This is a genomic window from Paenibacillus sp. NPDC058367 (genome assembly GCF_042723305.1).
Lineage (GTDB): Bacteria > Bacillota > Bacilli > Paenibacillales > Paenibacillaceae > Paenibacillus_AQ.
In genome coordinates this window covers 88,056-106,568 of sequence record NZ_JBHXIZ010000004.1, presented here as the reverse complement: position 1 = coordinate 106,568, position 18,513 = coordinate 88,056, and the positions used below count along the sequence as shown (strand labels likewise).

At 44.3% G+C, this 18,513-nt stretch carries 13 protein-coding genes; 4 read left to right on the top strand and 9 right to left on the bottom strand.

What is annotated here, in order from left to right; translation table 11 throughout:
- Positions 1-254: 254 nt before the first annotated feature.
- Positions 255-4,289 carry a glycosyl hydrolase 53 family protein gene (locus tag ACFWMP_RS21155; protein WP_379424812.1) on the bottom strand — a complete coding sequence of 1,345 codons (4,035 nt, stop codon included), beginning with the start codon at positions 4,287-4,289 and terminating at the stop codon, positions 255-257.
- 352 nt (positions 4,290-4,641) lie between these two features.
- Between ACFWMP_RS21155 and ACFWMP_RS21150 the strand changes: the two genes are divergently transcribed.
- Genes ACFWMP_RS21150 through ACFWMP_RS21140 form a run of 3 tightly spaced genes read left to right on the top strand, consistent with a single transcriptional unit; the run spans position 4,642 to position 7,260 of the window.
- On the top strand, positions 4,642-5,184 hold the full coding sequence (locus ACFWMP_RS21150; RefSeq protein ID WP_231573368.1) for a sigma-70 family RNA polymerase sigma factor: 543 nt from the start codon (positions 4,642-4,644) through the stop codon (positions 5,182-5,184).
- Positions 5,177-6,334, top strand: coding sequence for a DUF4179 domain-containing protein (locus ACFWMP_RS21145; RefSeq protein WP_379424639.1), 1,158 nt, complete (start codon positions 5,177-5,179; stop codon positions 6,332-6,334). The genes ACFWMP_RS21150 and ACFWMP_RS21145 overlap by 8 nt, the downstream gene beginning before the upstream one ends.
- Positions 6,335-6,354: 20 nt before the next feature.
- Complete coding sequence (locus ACFWMP_RS21140) at positions 6,355-7,260, top strand: DUF5643 domain-containing protein (RefSeq protein WP_379424638.1); 906 nt, start codon at positions 6,355-6,357, stop codon at positions 7,258-7,260.
- A gap of 103 nt (positions 7,261-7,363) precedes the next feature.
- Here ACFWMP_RS21140 and ACFWMP_RS21135 read toward each other — a convergent pair whose 3' ends face one another.
- Positions 7,364-7,750, bottom strand: coding sequence for a MerR family transcriptional regulator (locus ACFWMP_RS21135; protein ID WP_379424637.1), 387 nt, complete (start codon positions 7,748-7,750; stop codon positions 7,364-7,366).
- Positions 7,751-7,887: 137 nt separating this feature from the next.
- Here ACFWMP_RS21135 and ACFWMP_RS21130 point away from each other — a divergent pair, with 137 nt between their 5' ends.
- On the top strand, positions 7,888-8,646 hold the full coding sequence (locus ACFWMP_RS21130; protein ID WP_379424636.1) for an SDR family NAD(P)-dependent oxidoreductase: 759 nt from the start codon (positions 7,888-7,890) through the stop codon (positions 8,644-8,646).
- 55 nt (positions 8,647-8,701) lie between these two features.
- Here ACFWMP_RS21130 and ACFWMP_RS21125 read toward each other — a convergent pair whose 3' ends face one another.
- The 7 genes from ACFWMP_RS21125 to ACFWMP_RS21095 form a co-directional block, all read right to left on the bottom strand.
- The gene (locus ACFWMP_RS21125; protein WP_379424635.1) at positions 8,702-9,904 is read right to left on the bottom strand and encodes a macrolide family glycosyltransferase; all 1,203 of its coding nucleotides are present in this window, start codon (positions 9,902-9,904) and stop codon (positions 8,702-8,704) included.
- Between the two features lie 165 nt (positions 9,905-10,069).
- Positions 10,070-12,052: a PTS fructose transporter subunit IIABC gene (locus ACFWMP_RS21120; protein WP_042193002.1), complete on the bottom strand. Its 1,983-nt coding sequence runs from the start codon at positions 12,050-12,052 to the stop codon at positions 10,070-10,072.
- Positions 12,053-12,228: 176 nt separating this feature from the next.
- Positions 12,229-14,175, bottom strand: a complete 1,947-nt coding sequence (locus ACFWMP_RS21115) for a BglG family transcription antiterminator (protein WP_042193003.1) — start codon at positions 14,173-14,175, stop codon at positions 12,229-12,231.
- Between the two features lie 327 nt (positions 14,176-14,502).
- Entirely contained in the window at positions 14,503-15,126 is a 624-nt protein-coding gene (locus ACFWMP_RS21110) for a DUF2238 domain-containing protein (protein ID WP_379424634.1), read from the bottom strand.
- Positions 15,127-15,248: 122 nt separating this feature from the next.
- A complete protein-coding gene (locus tag ACFWMP_RS21105) occupies positions 15,249-16,613 on the bottom strand; it encodes an MATE family efflux transporter (protein WP_379424633.1) in 1,365 nt (454 codons plus the stop codon).
- A gap of 74 nt (positions 16,614-16,687) precedes the next feature.
- Complete coding sequence (locus ACFWMP_RS21100; protein ID WP_042193005.1) at positions 16,688-17,347, bottom strand: dihydrofolate reductase family protein; 660 nt, start codon at positions 17,345-17,347, stop codon at positions 16,688-16,690.
- A gap of 21 nt (positions 17,348-17,368) precedes the next feature.
- Positions 17,369-18,505 (bottom strand): sugar ABC transporter substrate-binding protein, encoded by a 1,137-nt coding sequence (locus tag ACFWMP_RS21095; RefSeq protein ID WP_379424632.1) that lies wholly within the window; start codon positions 18,503-18,505, stop codon positions 17,369-17,371.
- Between the last annotated feature and the right edge of the window lie 8 nt (positions 18,506-18,513).

Below are 18,513 nucleotides of genomic sequence, written 5' to 3'. Positions count from 1 at the left end.
GACAAACTGTTAATCCACATGGTATTATAATAGTGTAGATAAGATGTTACACTTATGTGTAAATTAGTGAAATGAACAGTGATTATTTTATAATATCACGATCTTTCTTTGCATGCAAATTATTTATATAAGTAAGAAGAACCAGCAGACTCTGCTGGTTCTTCTTTTTTTTGAATGCCAAGCTTGGGCACATATAGAGAATAGACAAAAAGACCGTCCTTAGGACGGTCTTTTTTCTTACTACAGTAAGTTTACTATTTAGTTTGCAGCAGATTCATAATGATGGTTACTGCCTCTGCTCTTGTTGCCGTCTCATTTGGTGCAAATACATTGCCGTTACGCCCGCTCACAATGCCTGATTTCTTCACGGCTGCAACCGCATCCTTTGCCCATGCAGGAATTTGGCTATCATCAGCAAAGCCTGTTGATGCCGCCGTTGTTAAATCTCCCCCTGCTGCTCTAGAGATCATAACTGCTAGCTCCGAACGTGTTATGCTCGCTGCCGGACGGAAGGTAACATCCTCATAGCCGCGTATAATCTTCGCCTCTAAAGCTTGTGCAATGGACTTCTCAGCCCAAGCAGGGATTGTATCTGTGAAGCCCAATTCCACACCGTTTCCTGTTGGCTTCAGCGCATTCATCAGCATCACCGCAAATTCAGCGCGTGTCACCGCACCATTCGGTTTGAACGTTCCGTCGGTATAACCCTTGACGATCCCTTCGCTCACCGCTTTCTTAATATTAGCCTGTGCCCAATGTCCCGAGATATCGCTAAATTGAGCCTCTGTTGTCGGTTCAGTAGATGCATTGGTTACCGGTAATCCAGTCGCTTGATCCACTACGAGTACAGCAAACTTCGTAAAGTGATCCACATCTGCAGCAATGCGATTTCCATCTATTTTGCCGCCATTAACTTTCACCCAGCTCTTCTTCACTTCATCATAATAAAAGATCGCTACAGTTTGGCCGCTCTTCACTTGTCCTGAATCGAACACAAAGGTTAGCGTGACTGGTTTATTAAAGTTCTCCGCGAAGTTTTTTAGAACTTCATAGATCGGGCTTACGAGAATCTCATGATTGCTGAGAAGATTCTGCGAATCGAGCACTTTCTCAATCGTTAATACCAACTGCTTGCCTGAAGCATTAGCTGGAATTGAAATCACAAGACCATTATCCAATTTGACTTCACCCGCTTGACCTGCAGGAAGCGTCAGTTTCCCATTGGAGGAGATAACCGGAAGTACGACATTAGAGGTACTACCACCATCAGAACCATTATCTTGCGCAGCTCTCGTTATTGTTGCTGTGTATCTCGTACCTGTGCCATCTTGGGCAATTACGAATAACTCCAATCGGTTACTACCTACTTCAAGGGGAAGCTCTATGCTTGTTGCCCCACTTGCCAAACTTATCGGACCAGCCACAAGTGTATTGACGCTATTGTACATACTCACTGTCAAGGTACCATAAACAGCATCGCTGGCCGTTGCCGTCACTGAGAAGTTAGATAAGGAATACGGTACACTCGCTGTATAGTCGTATACACTTCCGCTCACTGTTTGATCCAATGTTATGCCGCTCAAATCCAAGCTATTCAAGCTTGCACTAGAACTTAAAGTTGTAAACGTAATCTCTCGTCCGTAGCTTACTCCGGTTGCATTCACTGCATAGGCACGTACATGATAGGTAGATCCAGATTGAAGTCCTGCAAGACTTACTGAAAAGGCTCCTGTTCCACCTGATTCAGCTATAACTTTACCATCCTCAATGGTCGGATTGGCACTAGTAGAATATACGATTCCTCGCTCTGTAACCTTAGCACCACCGTCCGAAGTGATATTTCCTCCAACCGTAGCTGTCATAGAAGTGATATTTTGTACTTCTGCATCCGTATCAACAATAGCAGGTTCCTCAATACCTTTGACAAAGCTTAGATAGAAATCATCAATCGATCCCCATGCGCCGCCGTCTGCTTTGATATTAGCTCCGATGGTAAGGGATCCATCGGTAACGAGAATATCCTGGATCTCAGGATTATTCCACTGTGCCCATCCTTTCACACCGGTGTTTACTTTTACTTCCTTACCATCCGTTACAGCAAACAGATTCATATTGGGGTTGGCAGCATCTCCCCCTTGAATAAACATCGAAAGATTATAATATCCCGGCTTCAGACCAGAAATAGTCTGCTCTACTCTAAAATCCACTGCTTTCGCAGAGTAGAAATGTAGTGAATAGTTGCCTGTTTTGGCATCTGTAACTTTATTTTGGTAGTCTGTATGTGGAGCATTAACGTCAGCATAGGTGATTTTCCACATGCTTCTATCGCTATTTTCAAAGCCTGCGTTGATGATAAAGTTCTCTTTTTTAATAACTAGAAGAGCCTTTACCACCTGACCGCCTTCCGTCGTTCCACCAATCACATAGCTACCCGCACCCTTGCTAATGGCTTGCTCAAGCGCAACTTGATCCCAAACCACTGACATCTTGCCGGAACTTCCATCATTGTAAGTAACACTTACGTCTGTTGGCAGATGGATTGGCTCCCCAGCAATCGCCGTTATCGAAACATCCTTAATTTCATCTACAGCAATAGGGGCCACTGCGCCTGTATTCACATATTTGAACACATTCAGCGAGGCAAGCGGATGTCCGTTAAAATCAAACAAAGCCTGGTTATCAACGGCACTTCCGCCATACCATTCCCCTGCATCATCAGGGTCATATTCCTTCGCGTAGCTGGATGCCCAACCGGAACCATACTGTTCCCAAATCAACTTATTCTGCTTCAGATTTTCTTTCGGACCTACCGGAAGCCAAGCAGGCTCCCAATAAAACACGCCAATTCCCGCTTTACCCACATTCGCAACCGCTTCGATCACGTCTCTAACTGAGTTAGCCTGACCTTGAACGCTGATAGGGTAGTTTAAAGTTTGACCTGAACTTTGCGGCGCTGTATTTCCGTGTCCATCCCCGTCTTCTGCGGTATACGCGTAAGAGGTTTCGGCTACCATTACTTTTTTACCATAAGTATCAGCTACTTGCTTCAACACGGATGTCAAATTGCTTAATGTACCATGCCAGAATGGATAATAAGAACTTGCAAACACATCATAGTCTACATTGTTATCTTGCAAATTCTTCGCTATAGTGGCATATCTGCCTGCCGACTCCGGATTTGTAAAATGCAGAGCAACCAGAATATTAGGATCGATCTCACGAATAGCTTTGCTTCCCTCATTGAACAATTGGCTCATCTTCGTCCAATTAGATTCACCAACGAATTGTCCATTCGTTTCATTGCCTACCTGAACCATGCCAATATCAATACCTGCATCAAGCAGAGCTTGCAGGCTTACTTTGGTATATTCGTAAAGTGCGGTCTTCTTATCTTCGAAACTCAGATTGGCCCATGCCTTAGGCGTATGCTGCTTGGCCGGATCGGCCCAAAAGTCGGAATAATGAAAATCCACTAGCAGCTTCATGCCGTTTGCGGTCGCCCTTTTTCCAATTTCAATCGCGGTGGCCAGATCATTATTGCCACCACCATAACCTTTTCCAGCTGTATCAAAAGGATCATTCCATATCCGTACCCGAACGTAATTAACCCCGGCTTCATGTACGGTTGTAAAAATATCCTGCACTTCTCCGTTTTCATTGTAAAACTCGACTCCGCTATTCTCTAAAGAAATAATACTGGAGATATCCACGCCTTTAATAAAATCAGGCTGGAGTCCTTCCACCTTCTTTACAAAAATATCCGCCGGCACCGGCTGGGTCGTATCCGTACTCAACTGTTTCAACTCAAAGCTGTCCAGAAATCCATATGCGCTTGGAGCGCCGCTTATGTTCGCACCAACCTCAAGACTCGGGGTATCCTGCTTCAAGATAAATTTCAGGGTGAGCGTTCCCCAAGCATTATAGCCAGTGGTAGCAACAGCGGATGCCTTCTCGTCACCCGCAAACAATTCAACATTCCCCGTCTCATTGTCAGTACCGCCCATCGACTTGACTGAGAGCTCATAACTTCCCGCAGGGAGGTTCGTTATAGTCTGCTTAAGCGAGATGGTCTGGTTTCCAGTAGCGACTTTGTTAATCCAATATTTGAAAGCATGAGCTCCTTCATCTGGATTTAGCCAAGTATCATCGGCATATGCAAAATGCTTAATTTCTACTTGATTCCAATCTGACGTATCGACACTCCATGATCCATCTTCCCAGAAATTGTCCTCGAAACCGCCATTTACTATTAAAGAACTGTTCGAATCTGCAGCCAAAGCACTCCTCATGTTGAATGAGAATGAACTTAGCAGCAACAACACTGCTAAAAATGCAGAGATACCCTTTTGATTAACTCTCACGTTCTGATCACCTTCCATTCTAAATTTTCAGATGCATATGTGTGCGTCCTAAGTTATGTAAGCACTTACAAATCAATATACCAATAGTTAAAATATTTAGTAACGGATGAAAAGATAACATTTTGTATGCTTAAGCAAGCTTTATAGGCTTTAATCTTCGTTTTCCATTATTCTGAAATAGATGATATTAAATAGATTTCAGATTTTTTTATCCAAATATAACTTTTTGTATGCCTTCTCCATCTAATCATACAGAGGGCCCTCAAGGAGGAACAATCATTTGCTGGAAAACGAACTGGATATCAAAAAAGCGCAGAAAGGCGACCACGAGGCGTTTACCCGTCTTTTCAGGCAACTGGAATCCCAGTTGTACAGATTAGCCAAAACCATTCTGCTAAAAGATGAAGATTGCGCGGATGCTCTTCAGGAGACGACACTGAAGGTGTATAAAGGGTTGGCCAACCTTAAGCAGCCTAAGTTTTTTAAAACCTGGGTTATACGCATCCTGATTAATGAATGCAATCAGTTACTTCGTATGCGAGAGCGAACTATAGCTGTGGCGGAAATTCCCGAAGAACCGGTCGATTCCTATGTGCATTTTGAAGATTCAGGCAACGTAGACCTGCAAAGCTTCATTAATCAGTTGGACGAATCCCTGCGGCTTGCTATCGTGCTTTTTTATTATGACGATTTATCCATTAAGCAGATTGCAGATGTGCTCGACATCTCCGAAGGAGCGGTCAGGGCACGACTTCATCGCGCACGGAGATTGTTGTCCAAACAGATACATCCTGTGCGGGAGGAGGGTCTTGCTAATGAATAATAACAATTTAGAAAAGCAGATCAGGGAGCTAGGAAAGGCTAATATACAGGAGCTTCCACCTTTACTGCGGTCGCGGCAGGATTCGATTTATGCATCACTCGCCACAATTGTCCAGGATCCTGTGGAAAAGGAAAAGAAAAAAAGGATATATCCAAAAATCGCAGCTGCTGTATCTGCAGCGATAGTGCTAAGTGTTATGCTAACGGCCGTCTATCCGCCAACGTTGGCCAATGCGCTCAAGCAGCTTCCATGGATAGGCGGAATTTTTGAACGGGCAGATGATATAGGATTGCAAGCTGCTCAGCGTCTGGGTCTGATTACCCGACCGAATAGCAGTGATACGCATGATGGAATCACCTTGTCTGCCGAAGAGGCTGTATTTGATGGCAACCGATTGGCATTCTCAGTGAAGCGCGAGGGAGAAGGGCTGGACGGGAAGCTCACCGGCGTGACGATTGGAGCGGATGGGAAGCCTTTTCTAGGCAAAGGTTCAATAATGTCCGCAGAAGTTTTGATCGATGGGGTTTCAATGGAGGAATTCTCAGATGGTCATTGGGAAGCTATTCCTTTTCTAACCTGGATGGAAGGCAAGGAGCAGAGTACAGCTATTTTTCAACTGGTGGATTCTTCGAATTTGGGGATCACCAAGCCTTTCCCTGATCAATTTGAACTGACTGTAACCCTTCTTTTAAACGGTATAGATACACCATACATTCTGGAGATTCCTGCACGTAAGGTTACAGAAAATAGTATTGTCGTACCTGATATGCGCGCACAAGCAGAGGGATGGAGTCTGACGCTGCAAAAACTGGAATATAGCCCATTAACCACGCGTCTGTTACTCAACATTGAACAAGAGACTGACGGGGATTACGCAGATTTTAATACATTGGGCTTTGAAGTGACGGATGAACAGGGACTGGTTTTGGAAAATATATCGCAAAAAGCACTCCTTTCATCCAATAGATCACAGGATCTGAATCTGCTTGTAGAGCCGTTCGAGAAACATCCCAATATGCTCACAATCCGTGGCTATCTTTATGAGTTCGAGGATCCAAAAAGTAAGAGTGGCGCATTCAAAACAGACAGTTCCGGAAATCCTGTGAAGCATTATATCGATGGTCTGGAAATAAACGTGCTAGTTAAATAAACACTAAGGAGAATGATATCATGAAGAAAATGACAACGAAATTGTCTGTAATTTTAAGTGCTGCTGTATGCCTTGGAGCGTTGGGAATGCCGGCTTTAACCCAAGCAGCCAGTGTTCAAACCGCCGCTGAAGCTTCCCTGAATACAACAAAAGCCGCCGATTCACACGATCAGCTTACTTTAAAGGGCAGTGCACAGTTTGACGGTAATTATATTAAGATCGATCTGAGCCGTGAGGGATCCCTGTTCTCAGGAATGCTCGCAGGGGTAACCTTGAACGATAAAGGTGAGCCTTACCTTGCAGAAGGAACCATTATGGCAGTAGACGCCAAGCTCACTAATTCAGGTGGAATTGATTTTAAATCACCACGCTGGATCAGTGATGGTGACGCCAACAAGGCGGTTGTTGTATTGCAGACCGGATGGCTAACTGAGCAGCAAAAGGCAAGCCTGGCTTCCTCTGAATTGAGCATCCATGTGAAGCTTAACGGAATCGAAGATCCGTATGTACTAAAGTTTTCTCTCAAGCAAGCAGGAGTAGCGCGTAACATTCAGCTACCAGCTTTAAAGAAAGACAACCAATTTGAAATCAAAACCAATCGTGTTGCTGTGGGAGAGACTTCTGTGCGCATTGCTTTAGTAGTTAAAGGGATTGCTACCCAAGCACAGGCTTTAGGATATGACATTTATGATAATCTGGGAAATGAATTAGAATATATTGCACGGGAATCTGTTGCAACAACCCAGAATACTGTTTCTGAAGATTTATTGTTCGAGGCGCTTCGCCCGGCCGCAGAATATCTCATTATCAGACCTTATCAAGCGGTGTTTGAAAAAGGCACTGCAGGGGCTTATAAAGTAGATGCCAAAGGTAATGTAGTTAAAAATTACAACAAGCAACTAGAGATCAAAATTCCTCTGAAATAATAAACGCTGCAACAGATCCATATGTATGAGGAAAAGGGGATTACCTGTTGGCCGTGAGGCCTGAGGTAATCCCCTTTTTCATGGATAAAGCGTAATTTTACAACTAATCATCCATAGACAAATCCAGTGTATTCCCTTTACTAATGAAGACCTTGTAATTAGCAATTTTGTCGTTCAGCATCTTCTCTGTCTCTGTTAAATGTCTGATTTGATCCTGAACTGAGCTTCTATGATCTTCCAGAAGATTCAAGCGGGCTTGGCTTGTATGTTCTCCTTCTAAATATAACTGGGCATATTGCCGGATTTGTGAGATGGGCATTTGGGTTTGTTTCAACCTCAGTACAAATCGCAGCCAAGCAAGATGAGTATCATCATATACCCTTTCTCCATTCGCATTGCGTATCGGAGCAACGATCCCTTCTTTTTCATAATATCTCAGTGTATATGTGGTTATCTCCAATAACTTGGATACCTCGCTAATCGTGTACATGCATATCCTCTAATCTATTTTATTTTGAAAGTCACCCTGATTATAAAAAACATTTGCCTTAGAGTAAACTCTAACCTATATAATCAAATCGCTGTAAGATCGAATTACATTCTCGTAGAAAAATAGGAGGAAATCACATGAAATATACTGTAATTACCGGGGCTAGTTCAGGGATAGGTTATGAAACTGCCCTAGCTTTTGCTTCTCGTGGAAAAAACTTAATCCTTGTGGCCCGCAGAAAGGAACAGCTAGAGGAATTACAGTCTAAAATCGCTCGTATTCATCCTAATGTAGAGGTTGTCATTCAAAAGATTGACTTATCCGTTATCGAGAATGCTTATACGTTGTATGAAAGCCTGCGAGGATATGCCATCGAAACCTGGATCAACAATGCCGGATTTGGAAACTTTGCTTCAGTGGCCGAGCAAGATTTAAATAAAATAACTACAATGCTACATCTGAACATAGAAGCGTTGACTATACTCTCCTCTTTATTCGTTCGAGACTACTCCACTATTGATGGCACGCAATTAATTAACGTTTCATCTGGTGGCGGTTATACGATTGTAGGCAATGCTATAACGTACTGTGCAACGAAGTTTTATGTAAGTGCATTTACTGAAGGACTATCCCATGAGTTGAAGAGTCAAGGTGCACCTATGCAGGCTAAAGTGTTGGCACCTGCCGCAACAGAAACAGAATTCGCGAAACGTGCTTTCGATGTCACGAATTTCGAATATCACGGCACTGTGCGGAAATTCCATACCGCAAAGGAAATGGCTGGCTTCATGCTTGATCTGTATGACAGCAATCATGTGGTGGGACTTGTGAATGGTTTAACGTACGAGTTTGAGTTGAGAGATGCTATTTTTAATTATGTGGAGAGTACGCGATAGGCTTGTCTCGAAAGTTAAACAAATATGGCCATCCTTCAACGGATGGCCATGCACACTAACCAAGATATTGACACTTCCATTCGAAAATCTCATCAACAGCTTGATGAGGTCCACCGGATGACCGAAAGGAATCTTTAGTCGTTGCAACAGCTTTTTGGAATGACGGAAGGGTGAGCACAAGCTCTACAGCTTCACGCAGTTGGGTTGCAGTTAATCCTTGCATTTGTAATTTAATGCCCGCTCCAATATTGACGACTTGCTCCGCAATGATCGGCTGATCCGCACTTAGTGGGATTACAATTAGCGGAACCCCATAGTAGAGACCCTCATGCGCACTATTCATTCCACCATGTGTAATGAATATTTTTGTGTACTGTAATATATCCGTCTGTGGAACATAGTTTTTAACTATAAAGTTGGGAGGAATTTCTCCCAAATCATAGATTTGCACTTTGTTCCCAATGGACATAACAATCGTATGCTCCGTATTCCCGAATGCCTCAAAACAAAGCTTATAGAAATCACTTGCTTGGTTGAAGACCGTACCCATTGAAATGTAAATTAGGTCCTTCCCCTCAATTGCAGAAAAATCAAAATGATCTGGCGTTAATCGTGAACAGATGGAAGGACCCACGAATTTATACGATGGGTCGAAGGCTTCTCCATAAGGTTGAAACTCCCTTGTCGTATACACGATTGTAAGTGGTGCAGGATTACAGAACACTTCGTAAGGAGAGTGAATCTGCACACCATATTGTTCCTTTATTTTTACGCTCAGACTTTGAAATCTATCGTCTACAGCTTTTACTATTTCTGCAGGGGCTTCTGTGTAGAATCGTTCCATGATTTGATTAAATGATTCTTTAGTCTGTGCAAAAGAAGTACAAGAGTTGATAGCAGGAAGCTTAAGAATTTGAGCAATTAAACGTCCACAACCAAACATCGAATCATGGATGATGTAATCGAATTGCTCCCCTTTGATCTGTTCAAGAACGCATGGTATAACGATATCCGCCGTAAGTAAAAGCCCATTGACTCTTTCGAGCAGATAATCCCTCCCACCTGAAATAAAGGCCTTTATAAATTGTTGATCATCCAATGTCCTTACTACAGCGCCTGTTTCCTCCATACGCTCCCGAAAAGCTTCTATAGTGAAGTATACTACCTCTTCTCCACGAGAAATAAGCTCCTGTACAACGCCAATCGTTGGATTGATATGTCCCTCTGATCCAGCATTAATAAATAAGACACCCGCCATTCCTATCCCTCCTCAGTTTTACTATTCTCTAAATTGTACAGGAGTAAGGGGCGGTGCACCATACCAGCTCTTCTTCAAAACAAAATCATTAATCATAAAAGAGGCTCTCCGCTGCAACAGCGAGAAAGCCTCTTTTGTTATTTACTTTAAGCTCAGCGTATTGGATCAATACACCTGACCAAGCAACTGGTATGCTTCTTCCTTGGATTTAACCGCCAAGAGATCTCCCCTGAAATCATCATCCATCAGCTTACGAGATAAGATTTGCAGTACTTTAAGATGGGCGTTTCCCTTACTGCTGCGTGGCACCGCTATCATAAAGATCAGTTTAGCTTCGCTTCCGTCTAGGCTGTTCCAATCTACTCCGTTCTGCTTGATACCAAATACAATGCTTGGCTTAAGTACGGCGTCCGATTTACCATGGGGAATGGCTATATTCAGACCGATGCCTGTCGAGCTTTCTTCTTCCCGGGCCAATATAGCCTCTTTGAATTCACCGGCAGAGCTTACCGCTCCGGCCCTCTCCAGCGCTCCAATCATTTCGTTAATAATAGCGTCCTTAGTATCTCCATTCAGATCCAGATTAATCAAATCCGGTGTAAGAATATCGGTTAATTTCTCAATGTGAATGGCTGGCGCTTCCGTCGCGGTCCGGTCATTTGCCTGTTCCAATGCCGACACGTCTGTGGTAGTTTTCTCAGCTACTATGACAGAATATTCAAGATCCGCTTCTCCCAAGACAGCCTGGGTTTCAGCTGTAACATCCTTTTTCAGCAGCCTGATCATGACAACTGTTACCGCCGAACCGACAATGACGGCGACAAAAAACATCAACACATTGTCTACTGCACCAAGCACGGCTACAATCGGTCCACCATGGGCTACTCTGTCCCCAACATGGCCAAGCATCGCTATCACCGAACCGACCATCGACCCTACCATGATACTCGGAATGACACGCAGAGGATCTTGTGCGGCAAACGGAATTGCACCTTCGGTGATACCAAACAGTCCCATTGTAAATGACGCTTTGCCGGCCTCTCGTTCTGCCGGTTCAAATTTACGTTTGCTAATCATCGTTGCAAGTCCCATACCAATTGGAGGGATACAAATAGCAGCGGCGATTGGACCCATAATTTCATAGTTACCTTCTCCGATCATGGCCGAGCCGAATAGGAATGCAACCTTGTTCACTGGACCGCCCATATCGAAAGAAATCATCGCACCCAGAATCAGGGCTAGCAAAATCGAGCTTGTACCCTGCATACCTGCGAGCCACCCCGTCAGGGATTCAAACAGCTGTGCGATTGGAGAACCAATCAGGAATACAAAAATCAAACCGACAATCAGGGAGGTTAATATTGGAATAATGATGATTGGCATGATAGGTTTTAGTGCCTTAGGAACTTTCATTTTCTTGATTCCAAGCGCTACATAACCCGCTAGGAAACCGGCGATAATTCCGCCGATGAATCCAGCTCCCGCCTCACTTCCGTAAAAACTTCCGTTTGCGGCGATGAATCCTCCTACCATACCCGGAACAAGACCTGGTCTATCCGCAATACTCATCGCAATAAAACCGGCTAATATGGGCACCATGAAGGTAAATGCGGCCGATCCGATGTCCAATATCGTCTTCCAGAATGAATCATCCGGTATGACTAGTCCTCCCGGAGTTTTCACGCCACCAAGGGTCAGCGCAATTGCGACCAGTAAGCCGCCGACAACGATAAACGGCACCATATAGGACACACCATTCATCAAATGGCGGTAAATCGGATTTTGCTTCGACTTTTTCTCCTGCTTGATATCTTCAGCAGACCGTAATTGTGCTCGGTAGACCTTCACATCATCGCTCATCACCCGTCTGATCAGCTCTTCCGGATGGCGGATGCCTTCCTGTACGCCAACTACAAGCAGCTTCTTGCCGACAAACCGATCCTTTACGACCGTTTTGTCTGCCGCGATAATTATGCCATCCGCTTCACGGATATCCTGCTCGGTTAACTGATTCTCCACTCCAATAGAACCCTGAGTTTCAACCTTCATCTTGATGCCTAGTTTAGCTGCCGCCTTTTGAAGATTTTCGGCGGCCATATACGTATGTGCTATTCCGTTAGGACATGAGGTAATTGCCAATATTTTCATAGCCATTCTCCTTCACTATAAATGTTTCCGCTTACATTCATAGTATAAACGCCAACCATCTCCTTCTCAGATTGAAATTTTACCGCAACTTCCGGAAAAACTAAATTTATTCTTGTCAAAAAAATAAAGCGATATTAAAAGGTCATGCTTTTTCGTGTGTATAGCCTAATTTTAATTTACCCTTTCAGTCTGCTCAGAAATTTCATCACATCAGTTTCCTTGGACAAAGCACTGACAAAAGCCGGACGCTCACTGATCAGCGACAATTCCTTAAATAGCTGCCTCGCTTCTTCCCGTTCTTCACTTTTTAACGCTAGCATAAACACGAGCTCCACTTTTTCAGTTCCCCAGAGGAGTGGCTGCTTTAAGGTGGCGATTGCAATTACCGATTGTTTGATCAATTGAGGGCTACCATGCGGAATGGCAATCCCTCCCCCTATAGTCGTAGACGACATTTTTTCTCTCCCCAGAGTGCTTTCCGAATAACCTGCCTCCGCATATCCCTTGTCCACCAATACTTGCCCCAGCTTAGCTATAATCTGGTCTGGCTGCTGCACATCCTGCTGGAGAAAGACTAGAAATGGTGTTGTGTACTTCAAAAAAATGGATTCTTGTCTGTTGTTTGGCTCATCAAGCTGTTTAATTTCATGTTCCAGCTTTCGCTCGTCTCTAGCCTCCAGCAAGGGGGAGACATGGATATGAGGGATCTTCAGCCCCGAAAGAGCGACGGTAGAAATGACAAGATCAACTTTATGGGTAGCTAAATAGTCATGCACTTCCGCTTTGGCCATCGATGCTTCCACATGCACAGATGGAAATTTACGTTCAATTTTCGTTCGGAGCAGTTGGGACATACCAATACCCATGTGACATATGATAATCACCTTTTTTGGATTACTCTGGCCTTTATGAAGCCTTTCAACAGATGCCTGGAAATGCAGCGTCAGATAGGCTGCTTCTTCCTCGGGAATAGATAAATGAAGCGATTCACCCATCTCTTCCAGCGCAACAATGACCCGGTCGAACATATAGGGATACATTTTTTTGATCTCGGCCAGCATCGGATTGGACACGGCCAGCCCGTAATCAAGACGGTTCAGGGTAGTATATAAATGAACTTTCAGACCATTCATCAATACTTGATCTTGGGAAAACTGAATCATGTTAAGCACCGACATCCGGCGCGTCAGCTGCTCGACAATCCCCTGTAAGAGAGGCTGTCTGTCCGCCAAATCGTCCCCACTAGAACCCTCACTCTCCTGACGATAGCGGAATTTCCCACCAAGTAGGCGCAATGTTAAATAAGCTGCTTCTTTACTGGGGAAAGACACGGCAAACAGCCGTTTCAAACGCAGCAAAAACTCCTCGGCCCATATAAATTCCGCTTTTTTCTGCAAAAAAGCAATTTCTTGATCGGAGAGAGAGATTGGTTGTTTAAGTTTGGTTCGTTTGACCATCAGCAAAATATGTAGCATTAGACTTTCAAAGGCTTCATCTGTGTAATAAAGCGAATGCCGTTTTTGCAGCGCCCTTAATTCATTGTATACGCCAGCAATCTCGTGTTGCTCAAATTGCTTCATCATCATCTGTCCCGTCAACTCCGAGCTGTCTATCAACTGGTCCAAGCGCACCAAAGCCGTCCTTTTATTTTTTTCGGAGCCTTCAATTGCAAGGCCAACTCTCTGCTTGGAGATTAAGGCTAAATTAAAGGGTTGTAACCACACCTCAATTTTCTCTACATCTTTACGAATAACAGCTTTGTTCACAAAATACTGCGACGCTAAGTCCTGAATGGCTACGGGCTTGGCATCCATCAGCAGCCGATAAGCGAGATGCAGAACTCTTTCCTCGTCGGATTCATGTCTAGCCGAACTTTCTCCTGCATAAAGACGGTGGAATAAATCAGCCTGATCGGCTTCGTCAATCTCCAGATAAATGCCCCGCCCCGGCCTTTTCACCAAGCTTGTATTTGAGTACCTTTCTATATATTCTTCTATAATTTTCAGATCGCTCCGAATGGTTTTCTCTGAGCAGTTGATCTCATCAGCTAGATTCTGCACTAACAATAATCGGTTCGATTCTGTTAACAAAATGCGAAAAATCTCTTTTTGCCTATTATTCATCAGATCTCCCTGCTTCCATCATATTTTAGTGAGATACAAGAGCAGGGTCTCTCCCTATTATTTAATGATTAGTTTATTAACCTGAACTGAAGCGTTCCATAATCAGACTCAGCCTCTTCAAGCTTTTTCTTTACTGGAATAAACAGCATAATTATAGAGCTTACTACAAAAAAAATAAAAAAAGAAGCGGGTCCCTCGTAGTTGACGGGATTAAGCAGTAGTTTTCCGGTGTTCGATCGTATTTCTCCTGTACGTCATATGAAGGTAACTATGCCTTTATGAGCTTAACGGGCTATCAGCGAAAAAACAGATCATTGAACCTTAGAATCAACGTGGATCCACTCTACTTGTTCTGCGTACTTTATCGTACAAATAAAAGGATGCGATGCCAGCGCTCAATGTTCCGCAGATCATATCCAGCATCGTGTCGTTCAAACTGCCATTTTGCGAATGAAGCTCAAAGAGATGATCCACCGTAAACTCATAAATCTCCCATATTCCAGCCATTGCAACAGCAAATAGAAACGCGAACCAAATGATGATGTTGGAAGGCAGACCGCCCAGCCCTTTACGCTTAGCCATCTTGATCAAGATGAATCGTCCTACGAAGAATAAAATAACTCCAGACAGCAGATGCTCAATCTTGTCTAAATAAGGGATAACACCATACATATTGAACAAATTGGCGAGCATCATCGTAATCGCGATAAAGACCAGCACCGAGAATCGTAGTGCAGGAGGCAGTTCACTTTTGGTCCATGTGATTAAGCCCCTAAAGAGTATCAGGACGACAATGATAAGACCCGCTTGAAATGTTTTATCATAATTCCCAATCAGGGCAAAATAAACAATTGATACTCCGCAAATGAGGTAGAGAATCATTTCAAAAAAATAATTGAACCTAAGGTTTCTAGAAGTCTCTTGCATAGCAGTTCCTTTCTGACTAGACATTTTTAATTAATTATCACCCGTTCAAAGCCACCCCATACGACAATCATATCATTAGTTATAAAAAGACTCCCGTGACTTTCCCTTAGGCGGGAATACACGGGAGCCTTGAGCGACTGAGAACCTTACATCGCCTTTTCAGCCAAATCGTTAACTAAATTTCTCATCCACTTCCGGGAGTAAATCCGGGCGTAACCGAAGCCAAAACGGACAACCTCCTCAAGTGATATGACGAGATATACAAGGTAGACAGGCTGCTTCCAGACGTATGACAGCAATAGCCCGGAGGGGACACCTATCAGCCATGTCGCGGTCGATTCCATACTGAACACGAACTTACTGTCTCCCCCACTGTTTAGAATGCCGCCTGCTATAATCATATTGGAAACTTTGGCCCAAAGAAATCCAGCGAATACGATAACGATATATATGCTCATCTGTTTAGCATCCTCGGAGATATTGAACGCGGAGACATACAGCTTCGAGCCTGCCGCAATGATAACCCCGACAATTAGAGAGATGATAATGCCAAGACGAATGAACTTTTTCGCATGATCGAGTGCGATATCCGTTTCGTTCGCGCCCAAACGGTTGCCGACCAAAACCCCAGCTGCACTAGCCAGACCGGACAATAAGCCGATGCAAAGCCCTTGCAATGGGAAGGTAATGGTCATCGCCGTCATCTCCATCGTCCCCATGCGGCTATAGATGATCGCATATGCCGTTTCACCCAATACCCAGATCAATTCAGTCAGCAGCAGTGGATACGTCGTTCCAAAAAACTTGCGGATGAGCGGTTTAGGAATGATGAACAAGTTCTTTAACCCAACAGCGCCCGGTAAACGATACCGGTACACGGCACCAATGATCAACAAACATTCTATTACCCTGGAAATAAGGGTAGCAATAGCCGCACCCTTCAGACCAAGCGCTGGAGCGCCGAAGTTCCCGTAAATAAGTACGTAATTCAGTATAATATTCAACACAACAGCAATTAAGCTTACATACATCGGCCATTTGGCATGGCCCGTACTACGCAAAATCGCGGAATACATCATCGTGAGCATAACAGGTACAAAGCCGATCGACATGATCTGCAGAAAAATATACCCATTATCTATTACATTCGCATCTGTCGTGAACATGCTCAGGAAAAGCGGCGAATCGATGAAGACAGCCGCAGAAAATAAGAACGAGAACGCGAAGCCGACGATTAGTCCAAGGCCCAGCACCTGGGAGACGCTTTTAGAATCTTTGTTCCCCCAAAACTGGGCTGCATAAATAGACACACCCGTCGATAGACCAGCCAAGACAACCGCGATGATCCCATATATTTTGGTGGACATTCCCACCGAGGCAATCGCCACATCTCCAAGCTGCCCGACCATCAACTGATCCGTCAAATTGAGCAATGACATCAGTAAGCTTTGAAGCGTAACGGGTACAGCGATTTTATACACACTTTTGTAGAAGTTCTCTTTCTCTGACATGGATCATTCACAACCCCCATATTCTCGATTTTACCGCGTCCATAGCCATTCGCAGTTTATGACTTCGTGTGAGGTTATATCACTTTTTTGTAGCGCATGAGCGTATAATTATCTTTTGGCTGAATCTCTACAACCTTGAACTTTTTCGCAAAGCACAATTGCTGATACCCGTCTCCATCCACTAAAGTAATGTTCGTGGAACCCCCTATGATGATCGGAAGCTGCATCAGAATAATTTCATCGACGATGTCCTGATCGAAGATATGCCAGTTCAAAAAGCCGCCGCCCTCGACCATCAAGCTGGTAATCCCGAAGTTGTCTTCCAACTGACGTTCAAGCTCCACGAAATCGACTTTATCCTCACCGCAGATGAGGCACTCCTTCCCTCTTTCCCGGATCTGCTTGATTTTATATTCATCCCGTCCTTTCTCCGTTGTGACAATAATCGTCCTCCCCTCATCCGAGAGCACATTGCTATCCAGCGGAATATCCAAGGTGGTCGTCGGAATGATCCGGATTGGATTTTTGTTCTCCTCATACCGATTAGTAAGAAAGGGATTGTCCGTCAGAATTGTATTTTTTCCGACCATAATGCCCTGCACATTCCCCCGGAATAGATGAATGAATTCCATATCCTCACTGGAAAACAAAGAAAAAAGCTCCTTACTCGAATTACCAGCTCCCATAGTGAGCTTACCGTCAATCGAAATTTGGCTGAATATCGTTGTTTTCATGTTTCTTCTCCCCGTCTCTTTTTAGCTTTTATATGCGCCCCAGAATGCTTGGATGGTCTGTTCAATTTTTTTCAATGCTTGTTCAGAATTGCTTAAGGGCAGCTCGGTTAGACCCGCATTTAGCGCCTCCCATACATGAATCATGAAGGGGTAAGTCGGCATCGGCCGTGCGTGCTCCAACAGCGATATAATCATCTTTTTGTTAAGCGTAGCAGAGGCAGCTAGACGGTTCAGCACCTCTTCCTGAGCTGGAATCCGCTGTACACCCAGCGTCCACATGGTTTGGCACTCATCACTCAGCATAAAATGCGTGAACGACAAGATATCTTCCCGCTCCTCCGATGTTAACGAATGATTCGGGTAAATTAGGCCGATAGAAGAAGACATGGATAGCGATTGCTGGCCTTCTATGACCGGAAGCTGGCAGACCGCAAGCCTGTTGTTCATCTGCTTGTCCAGATGGTTATAAATCCACTCTCCACAAATAATGGCGCCAATCTTACCGTCAATAAACTGATCTAGCAGTCCTGTGGAACCGTCGAGACTAACGAGCACGCCTTGATCCATCTTGTCATGGATGAACTCAAGTGCTCGCTTCATTTCAGGGGTTACGATATTCGGCTTTCCATCCTGGACAGGCCAACCACCGAAAGCTGTAAGAAACGGAATAAACCAATAACCCTGCTGTAAATCTGCCCCAATCGGTATGATGCCTTGAGCGGACAACCTCTCTGCTGCCTCTTCGAACACTTCCCATGTCGTCGGCGCACTGGCGTAAATCTCCGGATTGTAATACACAACCAGATGATTGCCCCGTAATACCGGGATACCATACTGAACACCATCCAGTTGCATCGTTGAAAGTGCCCCTTCAGTGAGTGCATCATCGAATAGCCAGCCCGGTACTTTAGAGTAAAGGCCATTCTCAACATAGGAGGACATATCCGCAGGAACCATCGCCAGATGCGGACCTTGATGAGTGTCCTTAATTTGGTTCAGGCGCGCAGTCAACTCCGTAATGTTCATCACTTGTGGCGTAATTTGTACGCCGAAGCGCTCTGTATACAGCTTGCAAATTCCCTCTAACACCTCAATCGAGGTATCTCCCGGACCGTCAAACTCATGCCATAACACGATTTCTTTGCTCTTCTTTTCCATCGCTGCCT

What these genes read in the sequence shown, in the direction of transcription:
- ACFWMP_RS21110 (WP_379424634.1), bottom strand. Translation starts at nt 15,126, where the DNA reads ATGTCTAGTCAGAAAGGAACTGCTATGCAAGAGACTTCTAGAAACCTT.
- ACFWMP_RS21135 (WP_379424637.1), bottom strand. Translation starts at nt 7,750, where the DNA reads ATGTACACGATTAGCGAGGTATCCAAGTTATTGGAGATAACCACATAT.
- ACFWMP_RS21120 (WP_042193002.1), bottom strand. Translation starts at nt 12,052, where the DNA reads ATGAAAATATTGGCAATTACCTCATGTCCTAACGGAATAGCACATACG.
- ACFWMP_RS21155 (WP_379424812.1), bottom strand. Translation starts at nt 4,289, where the DNA reads ATGAGGAGTGCTTTGGCTGCAGATTCGAACAGTTCTTTAATAGTAAAT.
- ACFWMP_RS21130 (WP_379424636.1), top strand. Translation starts at nt 7,888, where the DNA reads ATGAAATATACTGTAATTACCGGGGCTAGTTCAGGGATAGGTTATGAA.
- ACFWMP_RS21125 (WP_379424635.1), bottom strand. Translation starts at nt 9,904, where the DNA reads ATGGCGGGTGTCTTATTTATTAATGCTGGATCAGAGGGACATATCAAT.
- ACFWMP_RS21145 (WP_379424639.1), top strand. Translation starts at nt 5,177, where the DNA reads ATGAATAATAACAATTTAGAAAAGCAGATCAGGGAGCTAGGAAAGGCT.
- ACFWMP_RS21115 (WP_042193003.1), bottom strand. Translation starts at nt 14,175, where the DNA reads ATGAATAATAGGCAAAAAGAGATTTTTCGCATTTTGTTAACAGAATCG.
- ACFWMP_RS21140 (WP_379424638.1), top strand. Translation starts at nt 6,355, where the DNA reads ATGAAGAAAATGACAACGAAATTGTCTGTAATTTTAAGTGCTGCTGTA.
- ACFWMP_RS21105 (WP_379424633.1), bottom strand. Translation starts at nt 16,613, where the DNA reads ATGTCAGAGAAAGAGAACTTCTACAAAAGTGTGTATAAAATCGCTGTA.
- ACFWMP_RS21100 (WP_042193005.1), bottom strand. Translation starts at nt 17,347, where the DNA reads ATGAAAACAACGATATTCAGCCAAATTTCGATTGACGGTAAGCTCACT.
- ACFWMP_RS21095 (WP_379424632.1), bottom strand. Translation starts at nt 18,505, where the DNA reads ATGGAAAAGAAGAGCAAAGAAATCGTGTTATGGCATGAGTTTGACGGT.